Raw genomic sequence first — 18,107 nt, 5'->3', positions numbered from 1 at the left:
CGCGGGGTGTCGCAACGACCCTGTGCGACGGGCTCCAGCATCAGAGTTCCGGCTTCGCTCCCAATGCATGGCCCAGGAATTCGTCGAAGCCTGGCCGCGGCTCCTCACCTGCTGCTGGATGCGCGGCGTTGAGGTCGCGCCAGAGCTGTTCCTGCATGAGATCGGACTGAAAGCGCTGCGTACTGTCGAGCTGATGGGACAGCAGGTAGCGTTGTTCGAATCCAGACTGATCGCCCGCCCTGGCCAGCAGCCCGTAGTAGGCACTCGCCAGGGCGGGATCGCGGTATCCCTGCACCATCAGGTGAATGTCGCCGGCGGTTTTGAGCGCGTACACCGATCCCTCGTTTGCCGACCTGCTCAACAGTGCCAGCACCTCAGCGCGCGGCGCGCCCGCCGCGGCCAACCGGTAGGCGTATATCGCCGTGGCGGGCTGGTTGCCCCGTGCCGCCAGCGCCTGCAGTTCCTGCAGGGACAGGCGACGAAGGTGATCTTCGACATCCGGTCCGGGATACCCCCTGGACTCCAGCCAGGCAGCGTCCGCTTCGCTGGCTGCGATGCCCGGCTTTGACGCATCCCAGCGGTATCCCCACTCCGACCTGGTAAACAGCGCTGCTGCAGCGCGCGGAGCGCTGCGAGTGGTCGGTGAAGAACCGGGTAGGGCAATTGCCGTTACCGGCGGTGCCTGGGTCGATGTCCGGTGGATGTTCGAGTACACGGCGTACCCGGCGGATGCCGCCAGCGCCGCCAGGGCGATGGCCATTACCCCTCGCCCCATTCCTCCATCCCGTTTCCCGCCGCCGCCGCCAGGCATCTCACCGGGAGTAGTCATGCATGCGCCTCATCCTGAGCAGCCGGGACGGCCAGGACCGTCAGTGGCTGGATTCAATCATGCCCGGGTATCGCCGGCAATGGATCGAGCTCGACGCCTGCCTGGGCGCTTCCTGTACTCCCCGATGGCTGACAGCTGTCACTTGTTCCGGGCGGGCCCAGCGCGAGAATTCAACCACGGCGCCGCGTCGGCGCCCCAACCCCGCCAGGGACGTCCCGATCATGTTGCAGCAGTTCGTTTCGCATACTCCCCTCTGGGTCTGGGCGCTTCTCATCTTCCTGGTAACCCGGGGCATTGCCGCCATGAAGCCCGGCGAGACCTCGCTTGCCAGGCTGGCGATCGTGCCGGCGCTGTTCGCCGCGTGGGGCATCTGGTCGATCACCCAGCGCTACGGCGCCTCGTGGATTGCGTGGGCGGAGTGGCTGGTTGGCATCGCTGCGGGAATGGGTCTTGGATGGATGCTGCTGCGCCGCGCGACGCTGGCCATGAACCGGTCGACGGGAATGTTGTGGCGCAGCGCCGACTACAGCCTGCTGCCCCTGCTGCTGGTCACGTTCGCGGTGAAGTATGGCTTCGAATCCGCGCTGTCGGTCTCGCCGTCGCTCAGCGCCAATGCCGGCTTCAGCGTGGCCTACCTGCTTCTGTCCGGCGGCTTCACCGGTATCTTCATTGGCAAGTATTGCCGGTACCTGAGCGCTGCGCGCCGCGTGGCCGCGCCAGGAACGATGGACGCTGCAGGCTGACCTGCACAGGCGCGACTGGTGCCGCGCAGGGGAGTCGGGTAGATTCCAGCGGACCCGTGGTCGCTTGGAACGCGGCTACGATACGATTCAAGCACCAAGGAGGGGGCAGATGGACAAGACACAGGCCGATGCGGTTTCCGACGCCATTCTGGAACCTCATCTCCGCGATCAGGATGCAAGGATGGTGCGGATGCGCGAAGAGCGCGCTGCGGCTGAAGTGCTGATGGAGCGGAAGCGCATGGCCGCCGGGTTTGCGTTGGTGGGAATGGCCATTGGATTGGCGATCTCGCACTTCAGCGGCTTCCGCTTCACCGATGGTGCCATCTGGGGCGGACTTGCCGGCGCCACGCTTTCGCTGCTGGTCAGACCGCGCACGGCGTAACCGGGCTGGGAGCGCCGCCGGCAGTGGCAGGATGTCTACGTGTCGTAACACCCAAAGGAGCAGCATGAAAAAGGTATTTCAAGGTCTGGCGGCACTTTCGGCTCTGGTCCCGTGCGTCGCTGCAGCGGACGCCGATTCCTACAGTGCGGGCTACAAGCTCGGCTATTTCGTCGGCCAGCTGGTGCGCAGCTACGGGGTTTACATCGCTGCAGCGGCCCTGCTTGGCGTGGTTGCCTGGCTGTGGCTGCGCAGCCGCAAGCCCCACCCCATCGGCACCGCCGGCAAGGGTGACTGACCTGCCCGTCCACGCGCCGCCAGCAGGCGGCGCGTTGCAGGTCATGCCATCAGCCACACGCGGATCAGCGACACCAGCTTGTCCACGTCGAGCGGCTTGGCGATGTAATCGTTGGCACCGGCCTGGATGCACTGCTGCTGGTCGTCGGGCATGGCCTTGGCGGTGAGCGCGATGATCGGCAGCTTGCCGAAACGTCCGTCCTGGCGGATCTCGCGCGTGGCGGTCAAACCATCCTTGACCGGCATCATGATGTCCATCAGCACCAGTTCGATCGGCGCCGGGCCATCCACCGCCGCGGTCAACGCATCGATGGCGTCCTGGCCGTTGCGCGCGATGGACACGTTGCAGCCGTGCGGCTCCAGCACATTCATCAGGGCGTAGATGTTGCGCACATCGTCCTCGACGACCAGCACGCGACGCCCTTCCAGTGCGGTGTCGCGATGTTGCGCGGTACGGATCATGCCCTGCTGCGATTCCGGCAGGTCACTGACCACCTTGTGCAGGAACAGGGTGACCTCGTCGAGCAGGCGCTCCGGCGAACGGGCGCCCTTGATGATGATCGAGCTGGAATAGCGCCCCAGCCGCACCTCCTCGGCCGGCGACAGCACCCGACCGGTGTAGACGATCACCGGCGGCAGCGCGTGCAGGCTCTTTTCGGTGAGCAGTTCCAGCAACTCGAAGCCGGAGGCGTCGGGGAGGGTGAGGTCCAGCACCATGCAGTCGAAGCTGTGCTGCTCCAGCACCTGCAGGCATTCCGACGCGGAGCGTGCGCCAATGGTCTCCACGTCGGCCACCGCGAGCAGCTCGCGCACGGCGTCCAGCTGCACGGCGTCGTCTTCCACCACCAGCACCCGGCGCGGGCGTTGCGAGAGGCGACGCTCCAGCGAATCGAGCACGCCGGCGAGTTCCTCGCGGGTGGCGGGCTTGCCGAGGTAGCCCACCGCGCCCAGCGACAGCGCCTTGTGCGAATGGTCCGTGGCCGAGACCACGTGGATGGGAATGTGGCGGGTGCGCATGTCGTGCTTGAGCACGTCCAGCACCGACAACCCCGACTGGTCCGGCAGGCCGATGTCCAGCACGATGGCGTGCGGGGGTTCCGCGCGCGCCGCGGCCAGCGCTTCGCCGGCGGTCTGCGCCACCTTGGCGCGGAAGCCCATCTCCTGCGCGAGGTCGCTGACGATCTCGCCGAAGGCGACGTCGTCCTCGATGATCAGGATCAGGCCTCGCCCGCTGCTGCCCGGCTTGTTGCCTGCGTCACCTGCAGCGCGCGTGTTCACCGGCGCTGGGCGGACGTCCGCACGCGTTGCGCGCGGGGGTGCCACCGGCGCTGCGGCGACCGGCGGCGCCGGCGGCTCCTGCGTCGCCAGCTTCGTCGCGACCACCAGGCGGAAACAGCTGCCCTTGCCTGGCTCGCTTTCCACGGTGATGTCGCCGCCGAGCAGGCGCGCCAACTCCTGCGAAATGGACAGCCCCAGGCCGGTACCGCCGTAGCGCCGGCTGATCGAACCATCGGCCTGCTGGAAGGCTTCGAAAATGCGCGCCTGCTGTTCCGGGGCGATGCCGATGCCGGTGTCGCGCACGGCGAACACCACCTTGCCATCGCGCGTGGCCGACGCCGAGACGGCCACGCTGCCGGCCTCGGTGAACTTCAGCGCGTTGGACAGCAGGTTCTTGAGGATCTGTTCGATGCGCTGGCGATCGGATTCAATCATCGCCGGGCAGTCGGCGCTCATGGAGACCTCCAGCGACAGGCCCTTCTCGCTGGCGACAGGACCCAGCAGTGCCGAGATGTCCGACAGCAGCTTTTCCACCCCGAAGCGCTCGGCATGCACTTCGATGTGGCCGGCCTCGATCTTGGAGAGATCGAGGATTTCGTTGATGAGGTTGAGCAGGTCGGTGCCGGAGGCATGGATGGTCCGGGCGAACTTCACCTGTTCCGCGCTGAGGTTGCCGTCGCGGTTGTCGCCCAGCAGCTTGGACAGGATCAGCGCCGAGTTGAGTGGCGTGCGCAGTTCGTGCGACATGTTGGCCAGGAACTCGGATTTGTACTGGCTGGCGCGCTGCACCTTGTGCGATTCGGCCACGATGCCGGCATTGGCGCGGGCAAGTTTGTCGCGCTCCTCTTCCAGCTGCTGCGACTGCTCGAACAACTGGCTGTTGGTCTGCTCCAGCTCGGCCTGCTGCTCTTCGAGTTCATGCTGGGAGGCACGTAGCGCGCGGCTCTGTTCTTCCAGCTCTTCGTTGGAGACGCGCAGTTCCTCGCTCTGCACCTGCAGCGTTTCCGACTGGCGCTGGGTCTGGGCCAGCAGTTCGGACAGGCGCGACCGGTAGGCGGCCGAGCGCAGCGCGACGGCCATGTCGGCCGAGGCAAGTTCGAGCAGTTCGATCACCTCGGCGGGCACCGCGCCGAAGAAGCCCAGCTCGATGACGCCGGTCACTTCACCTTCGTGCAGGCTGGGTGCGATGACCAGGTGGCGTGGCTGCGCCTGTCCAAGGCCGGAGCCGACCGTGAAGTAGCCCGACGGCACATCGTTGACGAGCAGCACGCGCTTCTCGTCCACGGCGCGCCCGAGCAGGCCGCCGACCAGCGGCTGGCCACTGCTGGCGGTGTCTTCCGGCGACGTGGCGGTGCCCACCGCACCGATCTGCTGGAAGCCCAGGGCGCCGGGCACGAACAGCTTGCCGGCCTGGGCGCCGGTGAAACCGGCGAGGAAGCCAAGGCTGGCGCGCGCAAGCGAGGCCCCGTCCAGGTCGCCGCCGGTCGCGGTGGCCAGCTCCAGGCGTCCGCGCTGCAACCAGGCGTCGCGTTCGCGCGCGCGGGTGTGGCGGCGAAGCAGGAAGGCGATGAAGATGGTCAGCAGGGTCCCCAGCACCGCGCTGGCTGCCCCCGAGCTTAGCGCCGTGGCGTATGCCGACTCCATTTCCGCGAGACGCTGGGCGCGCTTGTCGAGCTCGATGGCACGCATGGCCGCCAGGCGCGCACGGATATCGTCCATTGCGGCCTTGCCGCTGTTGGAACTGACCACGGCCAGCGCGGCGTCGAAGCCCTGGGTGCGCCGCAGCTCGATGGTGGCATGCAGCTCATCCAGCTTGTCCTGGACCCGGCGCGCCAACAGCTTGAGCCTGTCGCCCTGCGCGGGGTCGTCGGCCAGGCTGCGCTGCATGGCGTCCAGCCGCGTGCTGGCGACCGCCAGCGCGGTCCGATACGGTTCCAGGTAGCTTTCGTCCCCGGTCAGCAGGTAGCCACGCTGCCCGGTCTCGGCGTCCTGCACGGCCGAGAGCACATCGCCCATGGCATTCATCGTCTCCTGCGAGCGGATGACCAGGGCACTGCCTTCCTGGATCGTGCGGATGTTCTTGCCGGCCAGGAAGCCGCTGCCCAGGAAGAACAGCATGACTGCCACCAGCGGCCACAACATGCGGAAGGTGGCGCCGGTATCCCGGGTGGCGGGGCGAGGTTGGGACCTGGAGGGCATGGGCGAACAAGTGGATGGACGTAACCGCGCAGGCTAGCATGCCGGCGCGGCCGCAGTGCCGCGAACTGCGCGCCTAGGTGTTGCCGCGGGTGGCGGGCAGGGCAGGGGTCGCGACCCCGCCCACCTTCAACCCGAACAACGGCCGCAGCCAGGCGACCCGGCGGATGCCTTCATACCCCAGGACGGCCAGCGCGAAGGTGATCGCCACCAGCAACGGGCCCTCGGCCAACGGTGGAATGCCCAGCGGCTGCAGGTTGTGCGCCGCCACCACGATGATCGTCTGGTGCAGGATGTAGACCGGGAACACGGCGGGCACCAGATAGCGTAGCGCGCGGTTGTTGCCCGGGTTCCAGTGCCGAGCAAAACCCAGCACCGCCGCGATGGCGCACCACTGGTTCAGGCCCCACACCGCGCGCATGGCCATGCGCAGCGCCGAGGGCGGCTCCGCTTCGGCATAGCTGACGAAGTACACGATGATCCCGGCCCAGCTGGCCAGCCACAGCACCAGCGCCGGCCAGCGCAGGTGGGCCAGGGCATCCCAGAACCTGTCGGCGCGCGCCAGCAGGAAGCCCAGCAGGAACACGGCGAAGTACTGGGCGTGGTTGTACCAGTCGTCCACCAGCGCATGGGTCGATTCGAAACGCGCGGACAGGGTCACCCGCAGCAGCGCCAGCAGCAGCGCAGGCCAGACCAGTGCGCCCAGGCCGGAAAGCGCGTGCTCCACGCCGCGTCCAAGCGCCTGCAGAGGCCGCGGCGCCAGGCACCACAGCAGCCAGATCACCACCGTGTACACCCACAGGTAGGCCACGAACCACAGGTGGTTCCAGGTGGGCACGCGCAGGCAGCCGTCGGCATCGCAGAAGCCCTCGTAGCCGGAAAGGTACTGGCCCCAGAAGGTCAGGTAGCCATGGTGATACCCGCCGGGCAGCTGCTCCACGACTTCGTAGTAGGACTGGGGTGTGACCACCACCACCATGCCGAATACCAGCGGCACCAGCAGGGTCCAGGAACGGGTGCCGAGCAGCCGCAGCCGGCTGCCGCCCGCGTCGGGACGCGTGTGGATCCGGCTGAACATGAAGGCGGTGGCCGCGCCCGACACCAGGAACAGCAGGGACAGCCGCCAGGGCGCGGTCAGCACCATGAAGGGTTCCAGTGCGTGGCTGGCATGCAGGCTTTTTACATGCCAGTCCCAGGTCACGTAGTACATGCCCACGTGGTACAGCACGAGCACGCCAAAGGCGCACACGCGCACCCAGTCCAGGTCGTATCGGCGTTGCATGGTGCGCTCCAGTCATCAGGGAACACCACCCTGCGGCCCGGCACCGGGGCCTGCCAGCGCGAAGGGTCGGCCCGCCGGGACCGAGGGACGAACCGCGGGCCCACGGGGACGAGCGGGAATGGTGCGGCACCCGCGCCGCCGCCTACACTTGCGCGATGACCGACCCCGACCCGATGCCCTACGAACGTTATCTCCCGTGGCGGCGCTGGGTGGAGTGGGGCTTCTGGGTGCTGCTGGTGGGCACCAACCTCCTCGGCAACAGCATCACCACGGTGATCGACCTGCGCCGGCTCAATGCCGGCTTCGAGACCTGGAAGCCGGTGGTGTGGGAGGCGAGCAGCGCGGTGGTGTGGCTGCTGCTGCTGATCCCCTTCCTGGCCTGGTACACGCGCCGGTATCCGCTGCTCTGGGACAACTGGCGGCGGCGCCTGCTGCAGTACCTTCCGGTGAGCATGGCGGTCTGCGTGGTCCACGTGGCTGCCATGGTGGCGCTGCGGATGCTGGCGTACCGGGCGGTCGGACAGGAATATGACTTCGGGCCTTGGCCACGCGAGCTGTTCTACGAGTACCTCAAGGACGTCCGCAGCGTCATCTCCATCGTGCTGGTGATGGAGGGCTACCGGTTCGTGATGCGGCGCTGGCAGGGCGAGGTCAGCCTGCTGAGTGCTCCAGACCAGGGCCCGCCGGTGGAGCCGGTGGAGCGGCCGGAGCGCTTCCTGGTGCGCAAGCTGGGCCGGGAGTTCCTGATTGCCGCCAGCGACATCGAATGGGTGCAGGCGGCCGGAAACTACGTGAACCTGCGCGTGCGTGGTCACGACTATCCGCTGCGCAGCACCCTGGCCGGGGTGGAAACCCGGCTGGATCCGCAACGCTTCGTACGCATCCACCGCAGCTATATGGTGGCCTTGCCGCATATCGCCTCGATCGAGCCGCTGGACACCGGCGACGCGAAGGTCCACCTGCGCGACGGCACGGCGCTGCCCTGCAGCCGGAAGTACCGGCAGGAGCTGCGGGAAATTGCGGGCTGAGCGGGGCTACAGCTTGCCGGCCGCTTTGTAGCGCGCGGCGCCCTGTTCGACCAGGCGCTGCAATTCGACCAGGAGCGAGGGATCGACAGCCTCGAAGTTGAAGCACGACTTCCCTTGCATTCGCTTCCTGAGTTCTGGACTGATGTCGACCAGCAGCTCGGGGAAGTCGTAGATGGGCATGAAGTGGAAGACGAGTTTGCGCCCGGATAGTTTCACCGCACCGAAGAACTGTGCTTTGCCTTTGGCATCAGACCTCTGGCAGTTGGCATAGAAGTGATGTTCCTCGTCGTGCACGATCTGAAGGCTTCCGCTGTACACCCGCAGGATGTCGCGTAGCGAAGAAAACAGGGCTGGCAAGGTGACCTCCTGAGGCGCATCCGCGGATTGGGCAGGCTAAAGAATAACCACCCTCGCGCCTTCCCTGCGGGCGGTCGGCCGCGCCGGCGCCTTGGACCACACCTCGGCGATGCGTCGCACCGCCGCGCGCAGGTCTTCCTCCGGCCGCACGTAGGGAATGCGCAGCCATTGGTCGCCGCCGCCTTCGACGCTGAACATCGGGCCGGGCGGAACATGGACGCCGGCCGCTTCCAGCTGGGCCGCGAACCGGGTGGCGCTGGTGCCGGCCGGCAGCTGCAGCCACAACGTCATGCCGCCCTGCGGCAGCCGGAAACGCCAGTCCGGCAGGTGCTCGGCGATCGCGTCGGCCAACGCATCGCGGCGCTGGCGCAGCTGGGTGCGGCGTGCCGCCAGCAGTGCCGGGTCCTGCAGCAGTTCGGTCACCACCAGCTGGTCGAACAGGGCGGTGCCAAGGTCCAGCTGCAGGCGGGCCTTGATCAGCGTGTCCATCATTCCCTGCGGTGCGCGGATCCAGCCCACGCGCAGGCCACTCCAGTACAGCTTGGACACGCTGCCCAGGGTGACGGCGTCCGGCGCATGCGCGGCGAACGGCAGCGGCATGGGGACGTCGGTCAGCGACAGCGCCTGCAGCGATTCGTCGACCACCGGCACCGTGCGCGTGGCCCGCAGCTCCGCCGCATAGCGTGCGCGCTGCTCGTCGCGCATCAGGAAGCCGGTGGGGTTCTGGTAGTCGGGGATGAGGTAGGCCAGGTGCGGTCGGGTCTGGGTGAGCGTGGCGGCAATGCCGTCCAGATCCCAACCTTCCTCGCCCAGCGCATCGCCCATGGGCGACGCCACCAGTCGCGCTCCGCCGATGCGCAGCGCTTCGATGACATTCGGGTACACCGGCGATTCGATCATCACCCTGTCGCCGGGCCGCGAGAGCGCGCGCGCCACCACGGCAGTGGCGGCCAATGCGCCCGAGGTCACCATGATCTGGTCGGGGTCGGTGGACAGGCCGCGCTGCGCGAACTGTTCTGCGATCAGGGCGCGCAGGACCGGCAGGCCGGTGGGGCGGTAGCCATCGCTGCCGAGGTAGCCCGGCAACCGCTCCATGGCACGCGCATACGCTGCATCGAGCCCGGCGATGGCGGTGGTGGAAGCGCAGGTAAGGTCGATGCTGCCCTCAGGGTCGTGCGGGCTGGCGAACGAACGCAGTGCGTGGTCGTGCGCGCGGCGGCGGTCGGCCGGCACCGCCGCGAAGGTGCCGGCACCATGGCGGGTGCTGGCGAAACCGGCAGCGACCAGGTCGGCATAGGCGCGCGTGACTGTGTTGCGCGACACTCCGAGCTGCTGCGAGACGGCGCGCTCGCTGGGCAGGCGCGCATCCAGCGGAATACGACCGTCGCCGATGAGTTCCTGCAGGACCTGGCGCAGTCCGCGATAGGCGGGGCTGCGGGGAAACTGGCCAACCAGAGTGGCCAGGTGCTGGGGCGTAAGCGCGCGATTCATGGAGCCACTATGGCTGAAATGGCTCTACGTGGAAGTGCCAGTGGATCGGATACTGGCCCCATGAACCTGAATACTTCTCCGTCGGCACTGACCAATCTGGGACCACTTGCGCAACTGCGCGCGGGCCGTCTGCCCGAGCGGCTGCTGCGCCTGCTGGTCGGGCTGTGGCTGTACGGCTTCTCGAATGCGCTGCTGATGTACAGCACGCTGGGCGGCTCGCCGTGGGTCGTGTTCCATGAGGGCGCGGCGCGGCACCTGCCGCTGTCGCTGGGCACCATCATGATCCTGGTCGCGCTGGTGGTCCTGCTGCTGTGGATTCCGCTGCGGCAGATGCCGGGTCTTGGCACGCTGGCCAACACCCTGTTGCTGGGTCCGTTCACCGACCTCAACCTGCAGCTGTTGGCTGTCCCTGAAACGCTTGCGCTGCGCTGGGTCTACCTGGTCGGTGGCGTGGTGGTCTGTGCCATTGCCACGGCGCTGTATGTCGGCGCCCAGTTGGGACCCGGCCCACGCGATGGCCTGATGACGGGCATTGCCCGCCGCGCGGGAGGGTCGATCCAGCGCGTGCGCACCTGCATCGAACTGGTGGTGCTGGCGCTGGGCATTGCATTGGGCGGCGTCGCCGGCGTCGGCACGGTGGTATTCGCGCTGGGCGTTGGACCCATCACCCAGTTCTTCATGCGCTACCTCGTGCTGCGACTTGATGTGGCGCCGGCCGTGCGCGGCGCCTGAGGTCTTTCACCTGGGTTGAACACGCCGCTGCCCAATGTGGTTGCGGAGGCGCTTTCAATGCGTCGTTGCCCTGCAGTTCCCAGGGAGCCGGTGATGACTGCGAACGGTTGGCGTGGAAGCCTGGCGCTGTGGTTCGAGCACCAGGAAGGCAGGACCCGGCTCATGCGACGTCGGCATGTCGGGCCGCCGGCTGCGCAGCGCACGTTCTATCCGGAAAACGACGGGTCGGCGCGTGTGCATCTGCTGCACCCTTCCCGTGGCTGCCAGCTGGAGATCGACTGCCACCTGGCAGCCCGTACGCAGGCCGTCCTCACTACGTCCGGCCCGATCAGGATACTCCGCAGTCGACAGCGACCCAGCGAGCAGCTGCTGCGGGTGCATGTGGCGGAAGGCGCGCTCTGCGAGTACGTTCCCGAGGAGACCATCATTCATCCCGGTGCCGAAGGCTCGATGCGAACCCGCGCGGAACTTGCCGCCGACGCCGTCTACATCGGCTGGGACGTGGTCACGTTTGCCCGGCCCGCTGCGAATGAGTACGCGGGCGCGGGAACGTTCCGGCAGAGCGTGGAGATCGTGCGCGAGGGCGAGCAGATCTGGTTCGAACGCTGCTGCATTTCAGGGCCGGAGTGGGCCCAGGGTGCACCGTCCGGCGTGGCCGGCGAGCCGATCATCGGCACCCTGGTGTACGCCGGACCGACCCTCGCGGCGGCGGCAGCGCGCATTCGAGAAAGGGTTGGCGAGGAGATGCGGCACGCATTCTCCGTCAGCGAGCTGGAGCGCGTGGTGGTGTGCCGTTACCTCGGCGACCAGATGTCGCAGGCGAAATCATTGTTCGGCAGTGCGTGGAATGCCCTGCGCGAAAGTGGGCTGCATCACGGCGCGGTGTTGCATCGTGGCGGGCGTGCCATCGACTAGAACAACGAACCCTGCGGCGAATCCTCGCGCGGCGGCAGGGGCCGCACGAACTTCGTGCAGTCCAGCTTCGGCCAGTGGCTGTTCTGCGCGTCGAAACCCAGCCGCCTGCGCGCCAGTTTGAAACGATTGGACAGCAGGTCCGCGTACACGCCCTCGCCGCGCATGCGGGTGCCGAACTCGCTGTTGTAGTCCTTGCCGCCGCGCAGCTGGTTGATGGTGCTCATCACATGCGCGGCGCGATCGGGATGGTGGGTGTCGAGCCAGTCGCGGAACAGTGGCGCCACTTCCAGCGGCAGCCGCAGCAGCACGTAGCCGGCCGTGCTTGCGCCGGCATCGCGCGCGGCTTCAAGCACGGCTTCCAGCTCGGCGTCGTTGATCCAGGGAATGACCGGGGCCACCATCACGCCCACCGGAATGCCGGCGTCGTGCAGCCGGCGCATGGCACGCAGGCGCGCGTGCGGTGCGGAGGCGCGCGGTTCCAGGCGGGCAGACAGGTGCGGGTCCAGTGAGGTCACCGAGAAGTGCACGCTGACCAGGTTCTTTTCCGCGAGCGGGGCGAGCAGGTCGATGTCGCGCTCCACCAGCGCGTTCTTGGTGATCAGCGAGAACGGGTGCTGGGTTTCCAGCATCACCTCGATCAACTGCCGGGTCAGTTTCAGCTTGCGCTCGATCGGCTGGTAGGCATCGGTATTGATGCCCAGTGCAATCGGCTGTGGGGTGTAGGACGGTCGCGACAGCTCCCTGCGCAGCAGCTGCGGCGCGTTGGTCTTGGCGAAAAGTTTGGTTTCGAAGTCGAGCCCGGGAGAAAGATTCAGGAACGCGTGCGAGGGGCGGGCGAAGCAGTATGAGCAGCCGTGTTCGCAGCCCCGGTATGGATTGACCGACTGGCTGAAGCCCACGTCGGGCGATTTGTTGCGGCTGATGATGCTGCGCGCGGTTTCCGCACGGACTTCGGTGCGCAGGCGCGGTGCGGCGAATTCGTCGCTGTTCTCCGGCTCCCAGCCGTCGTCCATGGCTTCGCTGACGGTGACCTCGAAACGGCCTGCCAGGTGCGTGGTGGAGCCGCGGCCTTTGATTGCGATACCCATGTTGCTACAGGGTAGGCAGCGGGCGTCTCATCGGCTGAGACGGCGGGAAAGAGGCGGCGAAGGGGACCCGGGTGCTCATGGGTTAGTAGTATTACTAACCACAGGTGTATTTGGAAGGGGAACCGTTGCGGTCGCTGGGTTTGCGATGAATCGGTCAGGTTTTCTCCCCATGGTTATCCACAGGCTGTGAAACGTCGGTTCTTTCAGTGCTGCGAGGTACACGCATGGCGTGTCGCTACGGTTGCGCGCGCGGTTGCCAGGGACGCATGACGCGTCGCGACGGACAGGCGTGCGTAGTGACACGCCATGCGTGTCAACGCCATCTCAAAGCAACCCAAGATACCCCTCCACCGTCGCATCCAGCCCCGCATACAGTGCCTCGCCGATCAACGCATGCCCGATCGACACCTCCAGCACGTCCGGCACCGCCTGCAGGAAATCGCGCAGATTCGCCTGCGACAGGTCATGGCCTGCATTGACCCCCAGGCCCGCGGCCTGCGCGCGCCGCGCCGCGTCGGCGAACAGGGCGAGCATGACCGTGGCATCGCCCGCCGCATGCGCTTCGGCATAGGGACCGGTATAGAGCTCGATCCGGTCGGCGCCAATGGCCGCTGCCGCCGCGATGTCCGGATTGCCGGCATCCACGAACAGGCTGACCCGGCAGCCGTAGGACTTCAGTTCGGCAATCAGCGGGCGCAGGCGCTCGGCGTCGCGGCCGAAGTCGAAGCCGTGGTCGGAGGTGAGCTGGCCATCGCTGTCGGGGACCAGCGTGGCCTGGGCGGGGCGCGTCTGCGCGCACAACGGCAACAGGCCGGGGTAGCCCGGGCGCGGCGGGGCGAAGGGGTTGCCTTCGATGTTGAACTCGACGCCGCGGGCTTGGGTGAGCGCCGACAAGGCCAGCACGTCTTCGGCGTGGATATGCCGGCGGTCCGGGCGCGGATGCACGGTGATGCCGTGGGCGCCGGCCTCCAGGCACGCGGTGGCCGCCTGCACCACATCGGGATCATGGCCGCCGCGCGAATTGCGCAGGACGGCGATCTTGTTCACGTTGACGCTGAGCTGGGTCATGGGCGCGGGGGCAGGTCATTCTCTTCGCGGTCGGCGTCGCGACGGGCCTGGGCCAGTTCGCGCAGCCGGCGCAGTTCAGTGGGGTCGATGGCGGTGTAGAGGTCGCGTTCGCTGCCGGTGCCGCGCCCGCCGTCGCCGAAGGTCGCCAGGTAACGGCCGCGCACCCAGGCCAGCAGGAACAGCAGGGCGCCGAGCAGCGAAAGCATCATCAGGCCCGTGGAGGGCGTTTTGATGGCGAAGGCGAAGCAGCCGATCGCCAGCAGCAGGTACACCCAATACATAGCCGTTCTCCCCGGTTGACCGCGCCAGTGTAGCGCCGCGACCGGTGCCGGTTCCACGTGGCGCCGTTACAGCAGCGGCGAGGCGAGGCGGGCGAAGGCCTCGGGCACGCGGTGCAGCCACAGCGAGCGGCCCCGGTCGTTGCGGACCGGGCTGGATGCGGCGAACTCGGCGATGAGGATCTTCTCCAGCTCGGCCACGCAGCCTTCGTCGCTGATCATCATCGACAGTTCGAAGTTGAGCCGGAAGCTGCGATGGTCGAAGTTGGCGCTGCCGGCGATGCAGACGTCGTGGTCGGCGATGAAGGCCTTTGTGTGCAGCATGCGCGGACCGTATTCGTAGATCTTCACCCCGGCCTGCAGCAGCTCGTCGAAGTAGGAGCGCGCGGCCTGGGTGACGAACCAGGAGTCGCTCATCTTGGGCACCAGCAGGCGCACGTCGAGCCCGCCGAGTGCGGCCGAGGTCAGTGCCATGCGTGCCGCTTCGCCGGGGACGAAGTAGGGCGTCACCAGCCACACGCGCTCGCGTGCTTCATGGATGGCGGCCACCTGCAGGCGGTGGATGGTTTCCCAGCCCGAGTCGGGGCCGGAGACCAGCACCTGCACGTTGATGCTGCCTTCCTGCCGGCTGGGCGTGTCGTTGGGCCACAGCTGGGCGATGTTGAAGCGGTCCTTCGGTTCGCCGGTGGCGTAGATCCAGTCTTCGACGAACACCAGCTGCAGGCTGCGCACCACGTGGCCGGTCAGGCGCATGTGCAGGTCGCGGTACGCATCGGGCCGACGGCTTTCATCTTCCTCATCGGTGATGTTGATGCCACCGGTGAACGCCACGCGGCCGTCGATCACCACCAGCTTGCGGTGGGTGCGCATGTTCATCCAGGGCCGCTTGAACGGTTTGAGCAGCTGGCGGGGATGGAACCAGGCCACTTCCGCACCGGCGTCGCGCAGCGGCTTGAGGAAACGCCTGCGGATGCCCGAAGACCCCACCGCATCGAGCAGCAGCCGAACGCGCACGCCGGCCTTCGCGCGTTCCAGCAGGGCATCGCGCAACGCAGTGCCGGCATGGTCCGGATTGAAGATGTAGTACTCCACGTGCACGTGGTCGCGCGCCTGCGCGATGGCCTCCAGCAGCGCGGCGTAGGTCTGCGCACCATCCACCAGCCACGTCACTTCGGTGGCCGAGCTCGGCGCCAGGCCGGTGGTGGCCTGGGCGATCTTGGCCAGTTCGGTGCAGTCCGCATCGGGCGGGCAGACGCTGCTGTAGTGCTCCATGCCGGAGCGGGCGCGGCCACGACGCAGGCGCTGCCGCTTCACTTTCTGCGGACCCAGCAGGTAATAGATGAAGAGCCCGAGGTAGGGCAGTGCGGCCAGCGACAGGATCCAGCTCAGCGTGGCGACCGGTTCGCGCTTCTGCAGCATGATCCAACCGATCAGCCACAGCAGGTACAGCACATAGGCAGCGATGAGCAGCGGGCGCAGGTGCGGAAACGCATCCAGCCAGTGGAGCCAGTCGGCAAGCGCGGGGTAGGTGGCAAGCATGCGCGGATCATAGCCGGACAAGCGCGTCCGGTGCGTGGATGAAAAAAAAGCGCCCCTGTTTCCAGGGGCGCTTTCCAGTCGCGTCATGACTTGGTGTTGCGTATTACTGCTGCTGCTGGAACCCGATCTTCTTCATCTGCGCGTTCTTCGCGGCGGCCAGGATCTTGGCCATCACGTCGTACTCGGAGTCCGGGCTGGCGTCGATGCGCAGCTCGGGCTGGTTGGTCGGATCACGCTGCACTTCCTGCTCCATCCGCTGCTGGAGTTCGCCCACTGCAACCGGGCTGTTGTTCCAGAACACCTGGTTGCTGGCGTCCACCCGCAGCTCGACCGGCGGCGGCGGCTCGACCAGCTGCGGCGGTGGGTTGAGCACGCGCTGCGGCAGGTCCACGGCGATCGGGTAGGTCATGATCGGCGCGGTAACGATGAAGATGATCAACAGCACCAGCATCACGTCCACGAGGGGCGTAACGTTGATGTCGGCCATGGGGCCCTTGCCACCACCAGAACTGAATGCCATGGCTTACTGCCCCTTCTCTTTGGTGGCCACGAAGCCAACGTCGAGCATGCCCTGCTCCTGCGCGATCTTGGTCATCTCGTTGATGACACGCATCTTGGTGGTGCGGTCACCACGCAGGTTGAGCGGCGGCTGGGGGGTCTGCTGGGCGGCGGTCGCCAGGCGCGACTCGAGAGTCTGCTTGTCGATCTCTTCGTCGTTCCAGAAGATCGAGCCGTCTTCCTTCACCGCAAGGGTGATGGGACCCTTGCGATCGGCGGCTTCTTCCGGCTTCTGCACCAGGTTGGCCTCGGGCAGGTCGACCTTGACCTTGTGGGACATCAGGGGCGCCGTGATGATGAAGATGATCAGCAGCACCAGCATCACGTCCACGAGGGGCGTAACGTTGATGTCGGCCATGGGGCCGCCGCTGTTACCACTACTGAAAGCCATAACGGGCTCCGTCTAGATCGTGTTGACTACGTTCTCGCCAGGTACAGCGCGTCGCAATTAGCGGACGCGCGAACCGGTGGCGAAGAAGTCGTGCAGGTCGTGAGCGAACGTATCGAACTTGCTGATCGTGGCGCTGTTGATCTTGCTGAAGAAGTTGAAGGCGAACACGGCCGGGATAGCCACGAACAGACCGATCGCGGTCATGATCAGGGCTTCACCCACCGGGCCGGCAACGGCGTCGATGGAGGCCGAACCGGTTGCACCGATCTTGATCAGCGCGCCGTAGATGCCCCACACGGTGCCGAGCAGACCGACGAACGGAGCGGTTGCGCCGACGGTGGCCAGCAGGGTCATGCCCGACTGCAGGTTGTTGCTTTCGCGGGTCACGGCCTGGCGCAGGGCGCGGTCGACGAACTCCGAACGGCTCAGGTTTTCACCCAGGCCACCGGTGGCACCGCCTTCAGCGCGCTGGTGGTGGGCAGCTGCCTGGGCAGCGTCCAGGGCGATCTTCGAGAACGGCTCGGAAGCCGGCTGCTCTTCCATCGCACGGATGGCGTCCTGGGCGTTCGGGGTATCCCAGAACAGGCTCACGACCTTGTCGGCAGCGCTCTTCAGACGGGTAGCGCGGAAGATGTTGATGACGGTCCAGTACCAGGACATGGCCGACATGATCACCAGGGTCAGAAGCACGACCCAGGAGACGGCGAAATCGCCCGGCTTGGAGGTCATTTCGTGGATCAGATGCTCGAAGCCCATCTGCGAGAGGGCATTCGACGGGTTGCCCCCGGCAGCAGCGGCGATGAAGAGTTCCTGCAGCATGACGCTTACCTTTGTTGTGTGTGGTGATGAATGTTGTAGCTGGGTTCAAGTGACTGGTGGGTGGCCAACGGCCACCCGACCGGTCAATTCAGCGCAAAGTTGACCGGGACGCGGACGCGACCTGCAGCTTTCTTCCCGCCCGATTCGGCTGCATTGAAGCGCCACTTACGGGCGGCTTCCATCGCGGCGCGGTCCAGATCGCGGTTACGGCTGGACTTTTCGACCGTCACATTGGTGACGTTGCCATTGGCATCGACATCAATGATCAGGATGACTTCACCCTGGATACCTGCGCGGAATGCGGCCGGCGGGTAACGCGGGGGATTCATGGCTTTCGACGAGATATCGACGCTGGCCTCGATGGAGCTCGGCGGCTGCGGCGGACTCGGCGGGCTCGGAGGCGTGACGATGTCGTTCGGGCGCGGCTCCGGCACGTCGATCACCGGCGCCTGCGGCGGCGGCGGAACCGGCGACGGCTTCGGCGGCGACAGGTTCTTCACCGGCGGCGGCGGCGTTTCGGTCGGCGGCGGCGGCGGCGGCGGCGGTGGGGGCGGCGGCGGAGCGTCGACCAGGGTCACCATCACGTTGCGTTCCTTTTCCGCAACGGCCTTCGGGGCCACGGCGGGAATCAGAAGCATCATGAAGGCGGCGAGATGCAATGCGATTACAAAGGCGATACCCACGATGCGCGGCCAGCTGAGGCCGGTGTCATCGCGTTGTTCGTACCTGTGAACGACTAGTTGTTCCGTCATGCGCCAAGAGCTCATTAGTGGGGCCGGGTACCCGGGGACCGGGACCCATGATCAGCGGTGCATGACACCGCAGGAACCTCCAAGCTT

At 66.8% G+C, this 18,107-nt stretch carries 19 protein-coding genes; 6 read left to right on the top strand and 13 right to left on the bottom strand.

Annotation, left to right across the window (positions count from 1 at the left end; all coding sequences use genetic code 11):
* Positions 1 to 40: 40 nt before the first annotated feature.
* Positions 41 to 760, bottom strand: a complete 720-nt coding sequence (locus RWO33_RS01420) for a hypothetical protein (protein ID WP_314101299.1) — start codon at positions 758 to 760, stop codon at positions 41 to 43.
* A 71-nt stretch (positions 761 to 831) separates the two neighbouring features.
* On the opposite strand from RWO33_RS01420, the gene RWO33_RS01415 reads away from it, so the two are divergent.
* The 3 genes from RWO33_RS01415 to RWO33_RS01405 all read left to right on the top strand — a co-directional run bounded on the left by RWO33_RS01415 (position 832) and on the right by RWO33_RS01405 (position 2,249).
* On the top strand, positions 832 to 1,572 hold the full coding sequence (locus tag RWO33_RS01415; RefSeq protein WP_314101297.1) for a DUF6622 family protein: 741 nt from the start codon (positions 832 to 834) through the stop codon (positions 1,570 to 1,572).
* 109 nt (positions 1,573 to 1,681) lie between these two features.
* Positions 1,682 to 1,954, top strand: a complete 273-nt coding sequence (locus RWO33_RS01410) for a hypothetical protein (RefSeq protein WP_314101295.1) — start codon at positions 1,682 to 1,684, stop codon at positions 1,952 to 1,954.
* Positions 1,955 to 2,018: 64 nt separating this feature from the next.
* Positions 2,019 to 2,249, top strand: coding sequence for a hypothetical protein (locus RWO33_RS01405; RefSeq protein ID WP_314101292.1), 231 nt, complete (start codon positions 2,019 to 2,021; stop codon positions 2,247 to 2,249).
* A 41-nt stretch (positions 2,250 to 2,290) separates the two neighbouring features.
* Here RWO33_RS01405 and RWO33_RS01400 read toward each other — a convergent pair whose 3' ends face one another.
* Both RWO33_RS01400 and RWO33_RS01395 read right to left on the bottom strand, forming a co-directional pair.
* Entirely contained in the window at positions 2,291 to 5,644 is a 3,354-nt protein-coding gene (locus RWO33_RS01400; RefSeq protein ID WP_314101288.1) for a response regulator, read from the bottom strand.
* 154 nt (positions 5,645 to 5,798) lie between these two features.
* Positions 5,799 to 7,004, bottom strand: coding sequence for an acyltransferase family protein (locus RWO33_RS01395; protein ID WP_314101286.1), 1,206 nt, complete (start codon positions 7,002 to 7,004; stop codon positions 5,799 to 5,801).
* A 155-nt stretch (positions 7,005 to 7,159) separates the two neighbouring features.
* On the opposite strand from RWO33_RS01395, the gene RWO33_RS01390 reads away from it, so the two are divergent.
* On the top strand, positions 7,160 to 8,032 hold the full coding sequence (locus tag RWO33_RS01390) for a LytTR family DNA-binding domain-containing protein (RefSeq protein WP_314101283.1): 873 nt from the start codon (positions 7,160 to 7,162) through the stop codon (positions 8,030 to 8,032).
* A 6-nt stretch (positions 8,033 to 8,038) separates the two neighbouring features.
* Here the strand turns inward: RWO33_RS01390 and RWO33_RS01385 are convergent, their stop codons facing one another.
* Both RWO33_RS01385 and RWO33_RS01380 read right to left on the bottom strand, forming a co-directional pair.
* On the bottom strand, positions 8,039 to 8,389 hold the full coding sequence (locus tag RWO33_RS01385) for a hypothetical protein (RefSeq protein WP_145480495.1): 351 nt from the start codon (positions 8,387 to 8,389) through the stop codon (positions 8,039 to 8,041).
* A gap of 36 nt (positions 8,390 to 8,425) precedes the next feature.
* Positions 8,426 to 9,880 carry a PLP-dependent aminotransferase family protein gene (locus tag RWO33_RS01380; RefSeq protein ID WP_314101279.1) on the bottom strand — a complete coding sequence of 485 codons (1,455 nt, stop codon included), beginning with the start codon at positions 9,878 to 9,880 and terminating at the stop codon, positions 8,426 to 8,428.
* A 60-nt stretch (positions 9,881 to 9,940) separates the two neighbouring features.
* On the opposite strand from RWO33_RS01380, the gene RWO33_RS01375 reads away from it, so the two are divergent.
* Positions 9,941 to 10,612, top strand: coding sequence for a hypothetical protein (locus tag RWO33_RS01375; protein ID WP_314101277.1), 672 nt, complete (start codon positions 9,941 to 9,943; stop codon positions 10,610 to 10,612).
* Positions 10,613 to 10,705: 93 nt separating this feature from the next.
* Positions 10,706 to 11,527 (top strand): urease accessory protein UreD, encoded by an 822-nt coding sequence (locus tag RWO33_RS01370; protein ID WP_314101274.1) that lies wholly within the window; start codon positions 10,706 to 10,708, stop codon positions 11,525 to 11,527.
* Here RWO33_RS01370 and RWO33_RS01365 read toward each other — a convergent pair.
* The 8 genes from RWO33_RS01365 to RWO33_RS01330 form a co-directional block, all read right to left on the bottom strand.
* Positions 11,524 to 12,615 (bottom strand): PA0069 family radical SAM protein, encoded by a 1,092-nt coding sequence (locus tag RWO33_RS01365; protein WP_314101273.1) that lies wholly within the window; start codon positions 12,613 to 12,615, stop codon positions 11,524 to 11,526. The two genes, RWO33_RS01370 and RWO33_RS01365, sit on opposite strands and share 4 nt — an antisense overlap.
* Before the next feature lie 324 nt (positions 12,616 to 12,939).
* Positions 12,940 to 13,683: a pyridoxine 5'-phosphate synthase gene (locus tag RWO33_RS01360; RefSeq protein WP_314101271.1), complete on the bottom strand. Its 744-nt coding sequence runs from the start codon at positions 13,681 to 13,683 to the stop codon at positions 12,940 to 12,942.
* Positions 13,680 to 13,964, bottom strand: a complete 285-nt coding sequence (locus RWO33_RS01355; RefSeq protein WP_314101270.1) for a hypothetical protein — start codon at positions 13,962 to 13,964, stop codon at positions 13,680 to 13,682. The genes RWO33_RS01360 and RWO33_RS01355 overlap by 4 nt, the downstream gene beginning before the upstream one ends.
* A gap of 66 nt (positions 13,965 to 14,030) precedes the next feature.
* Positions 14,031 to 15,500 carry a cardiolipin synthase gene (gene cls, locus RWO33_RS01350; RefSeq protein ID WP_314101268.1) on the bottom strand — a complete coding sequence of 490 codons (1,470 nt, stop codon included), beginning with the start codon at positions 15,498 to 15,500 and terminating at the stop codon, positions 14,031 to 14,033.
* Positions 15,501 to 15,603: 103 nt separating this feature from the next.
* Positions 15,604 to 16,020 (bottom strand): biopolymer transporter ExbD, encoded by a 417-nt coding sequence (locus RWO33_RS01345; protein WP_145480480.1) that lies wholly within the window; start codon positions 16,018 to 16,020, stop codon positions 15,604 to 15,606.
* Positions 16,021 to 16,023: 3 nt separating this feature from the next.
* Entirely contained in the window at positions 16,024 to 16,449 is a 426-nt protein-coding gene (locus RWO33_RS01340; protein WP_145480478.1) for a biopolymer transporter ExbD, read from the bottom strand.
* Positions 16,450 to 16,506: 57 nt separating this feature from the next.
* Complete coding sequence (exbB, locus tag RWO33_RS01335; protein ID WP_068848033.1) at positions 16,507 to 17,268, bottom strand: TonB-system energizer ExbB; 762 nt, start codon at positions 17,266 to 17,268, stop codon at positions 16,507 to 16,509.
* 83 nt (positions 17,269 to 17,351) lie between these two features.
* The gene (locus RWO33_RS01330) at positions 17,352 to 17,909 is read right to left on the bottom strand and encodes an energy transducer TonB (RefSeq protein WP_186308958.1); all 558 of its coding nucleotides are present in this window, start codon (positions 17,907 to 17,909) and stop codon (positions 17,352 to 17,354) included.
* Positions 17,910 to 18,107: the final 198 nt, after the last annotated feature.

It is taken from the genome of uncultured Stenotrophomonas sp., from assembly GCF_963519925.1.
GTDB lineage: Bacteria > Pseudomonadota > Gammaproteobacteria > Xanthomonadales > Xanthomonadaceae > Stenotrophomonas > Stenotrophomonas maltophilia_AE.
The sequence above is the reverse complement of the archived record's forward strand: the minus strand, read 5'-3'. Positions and strand labels throughout refer to the sequence as shown.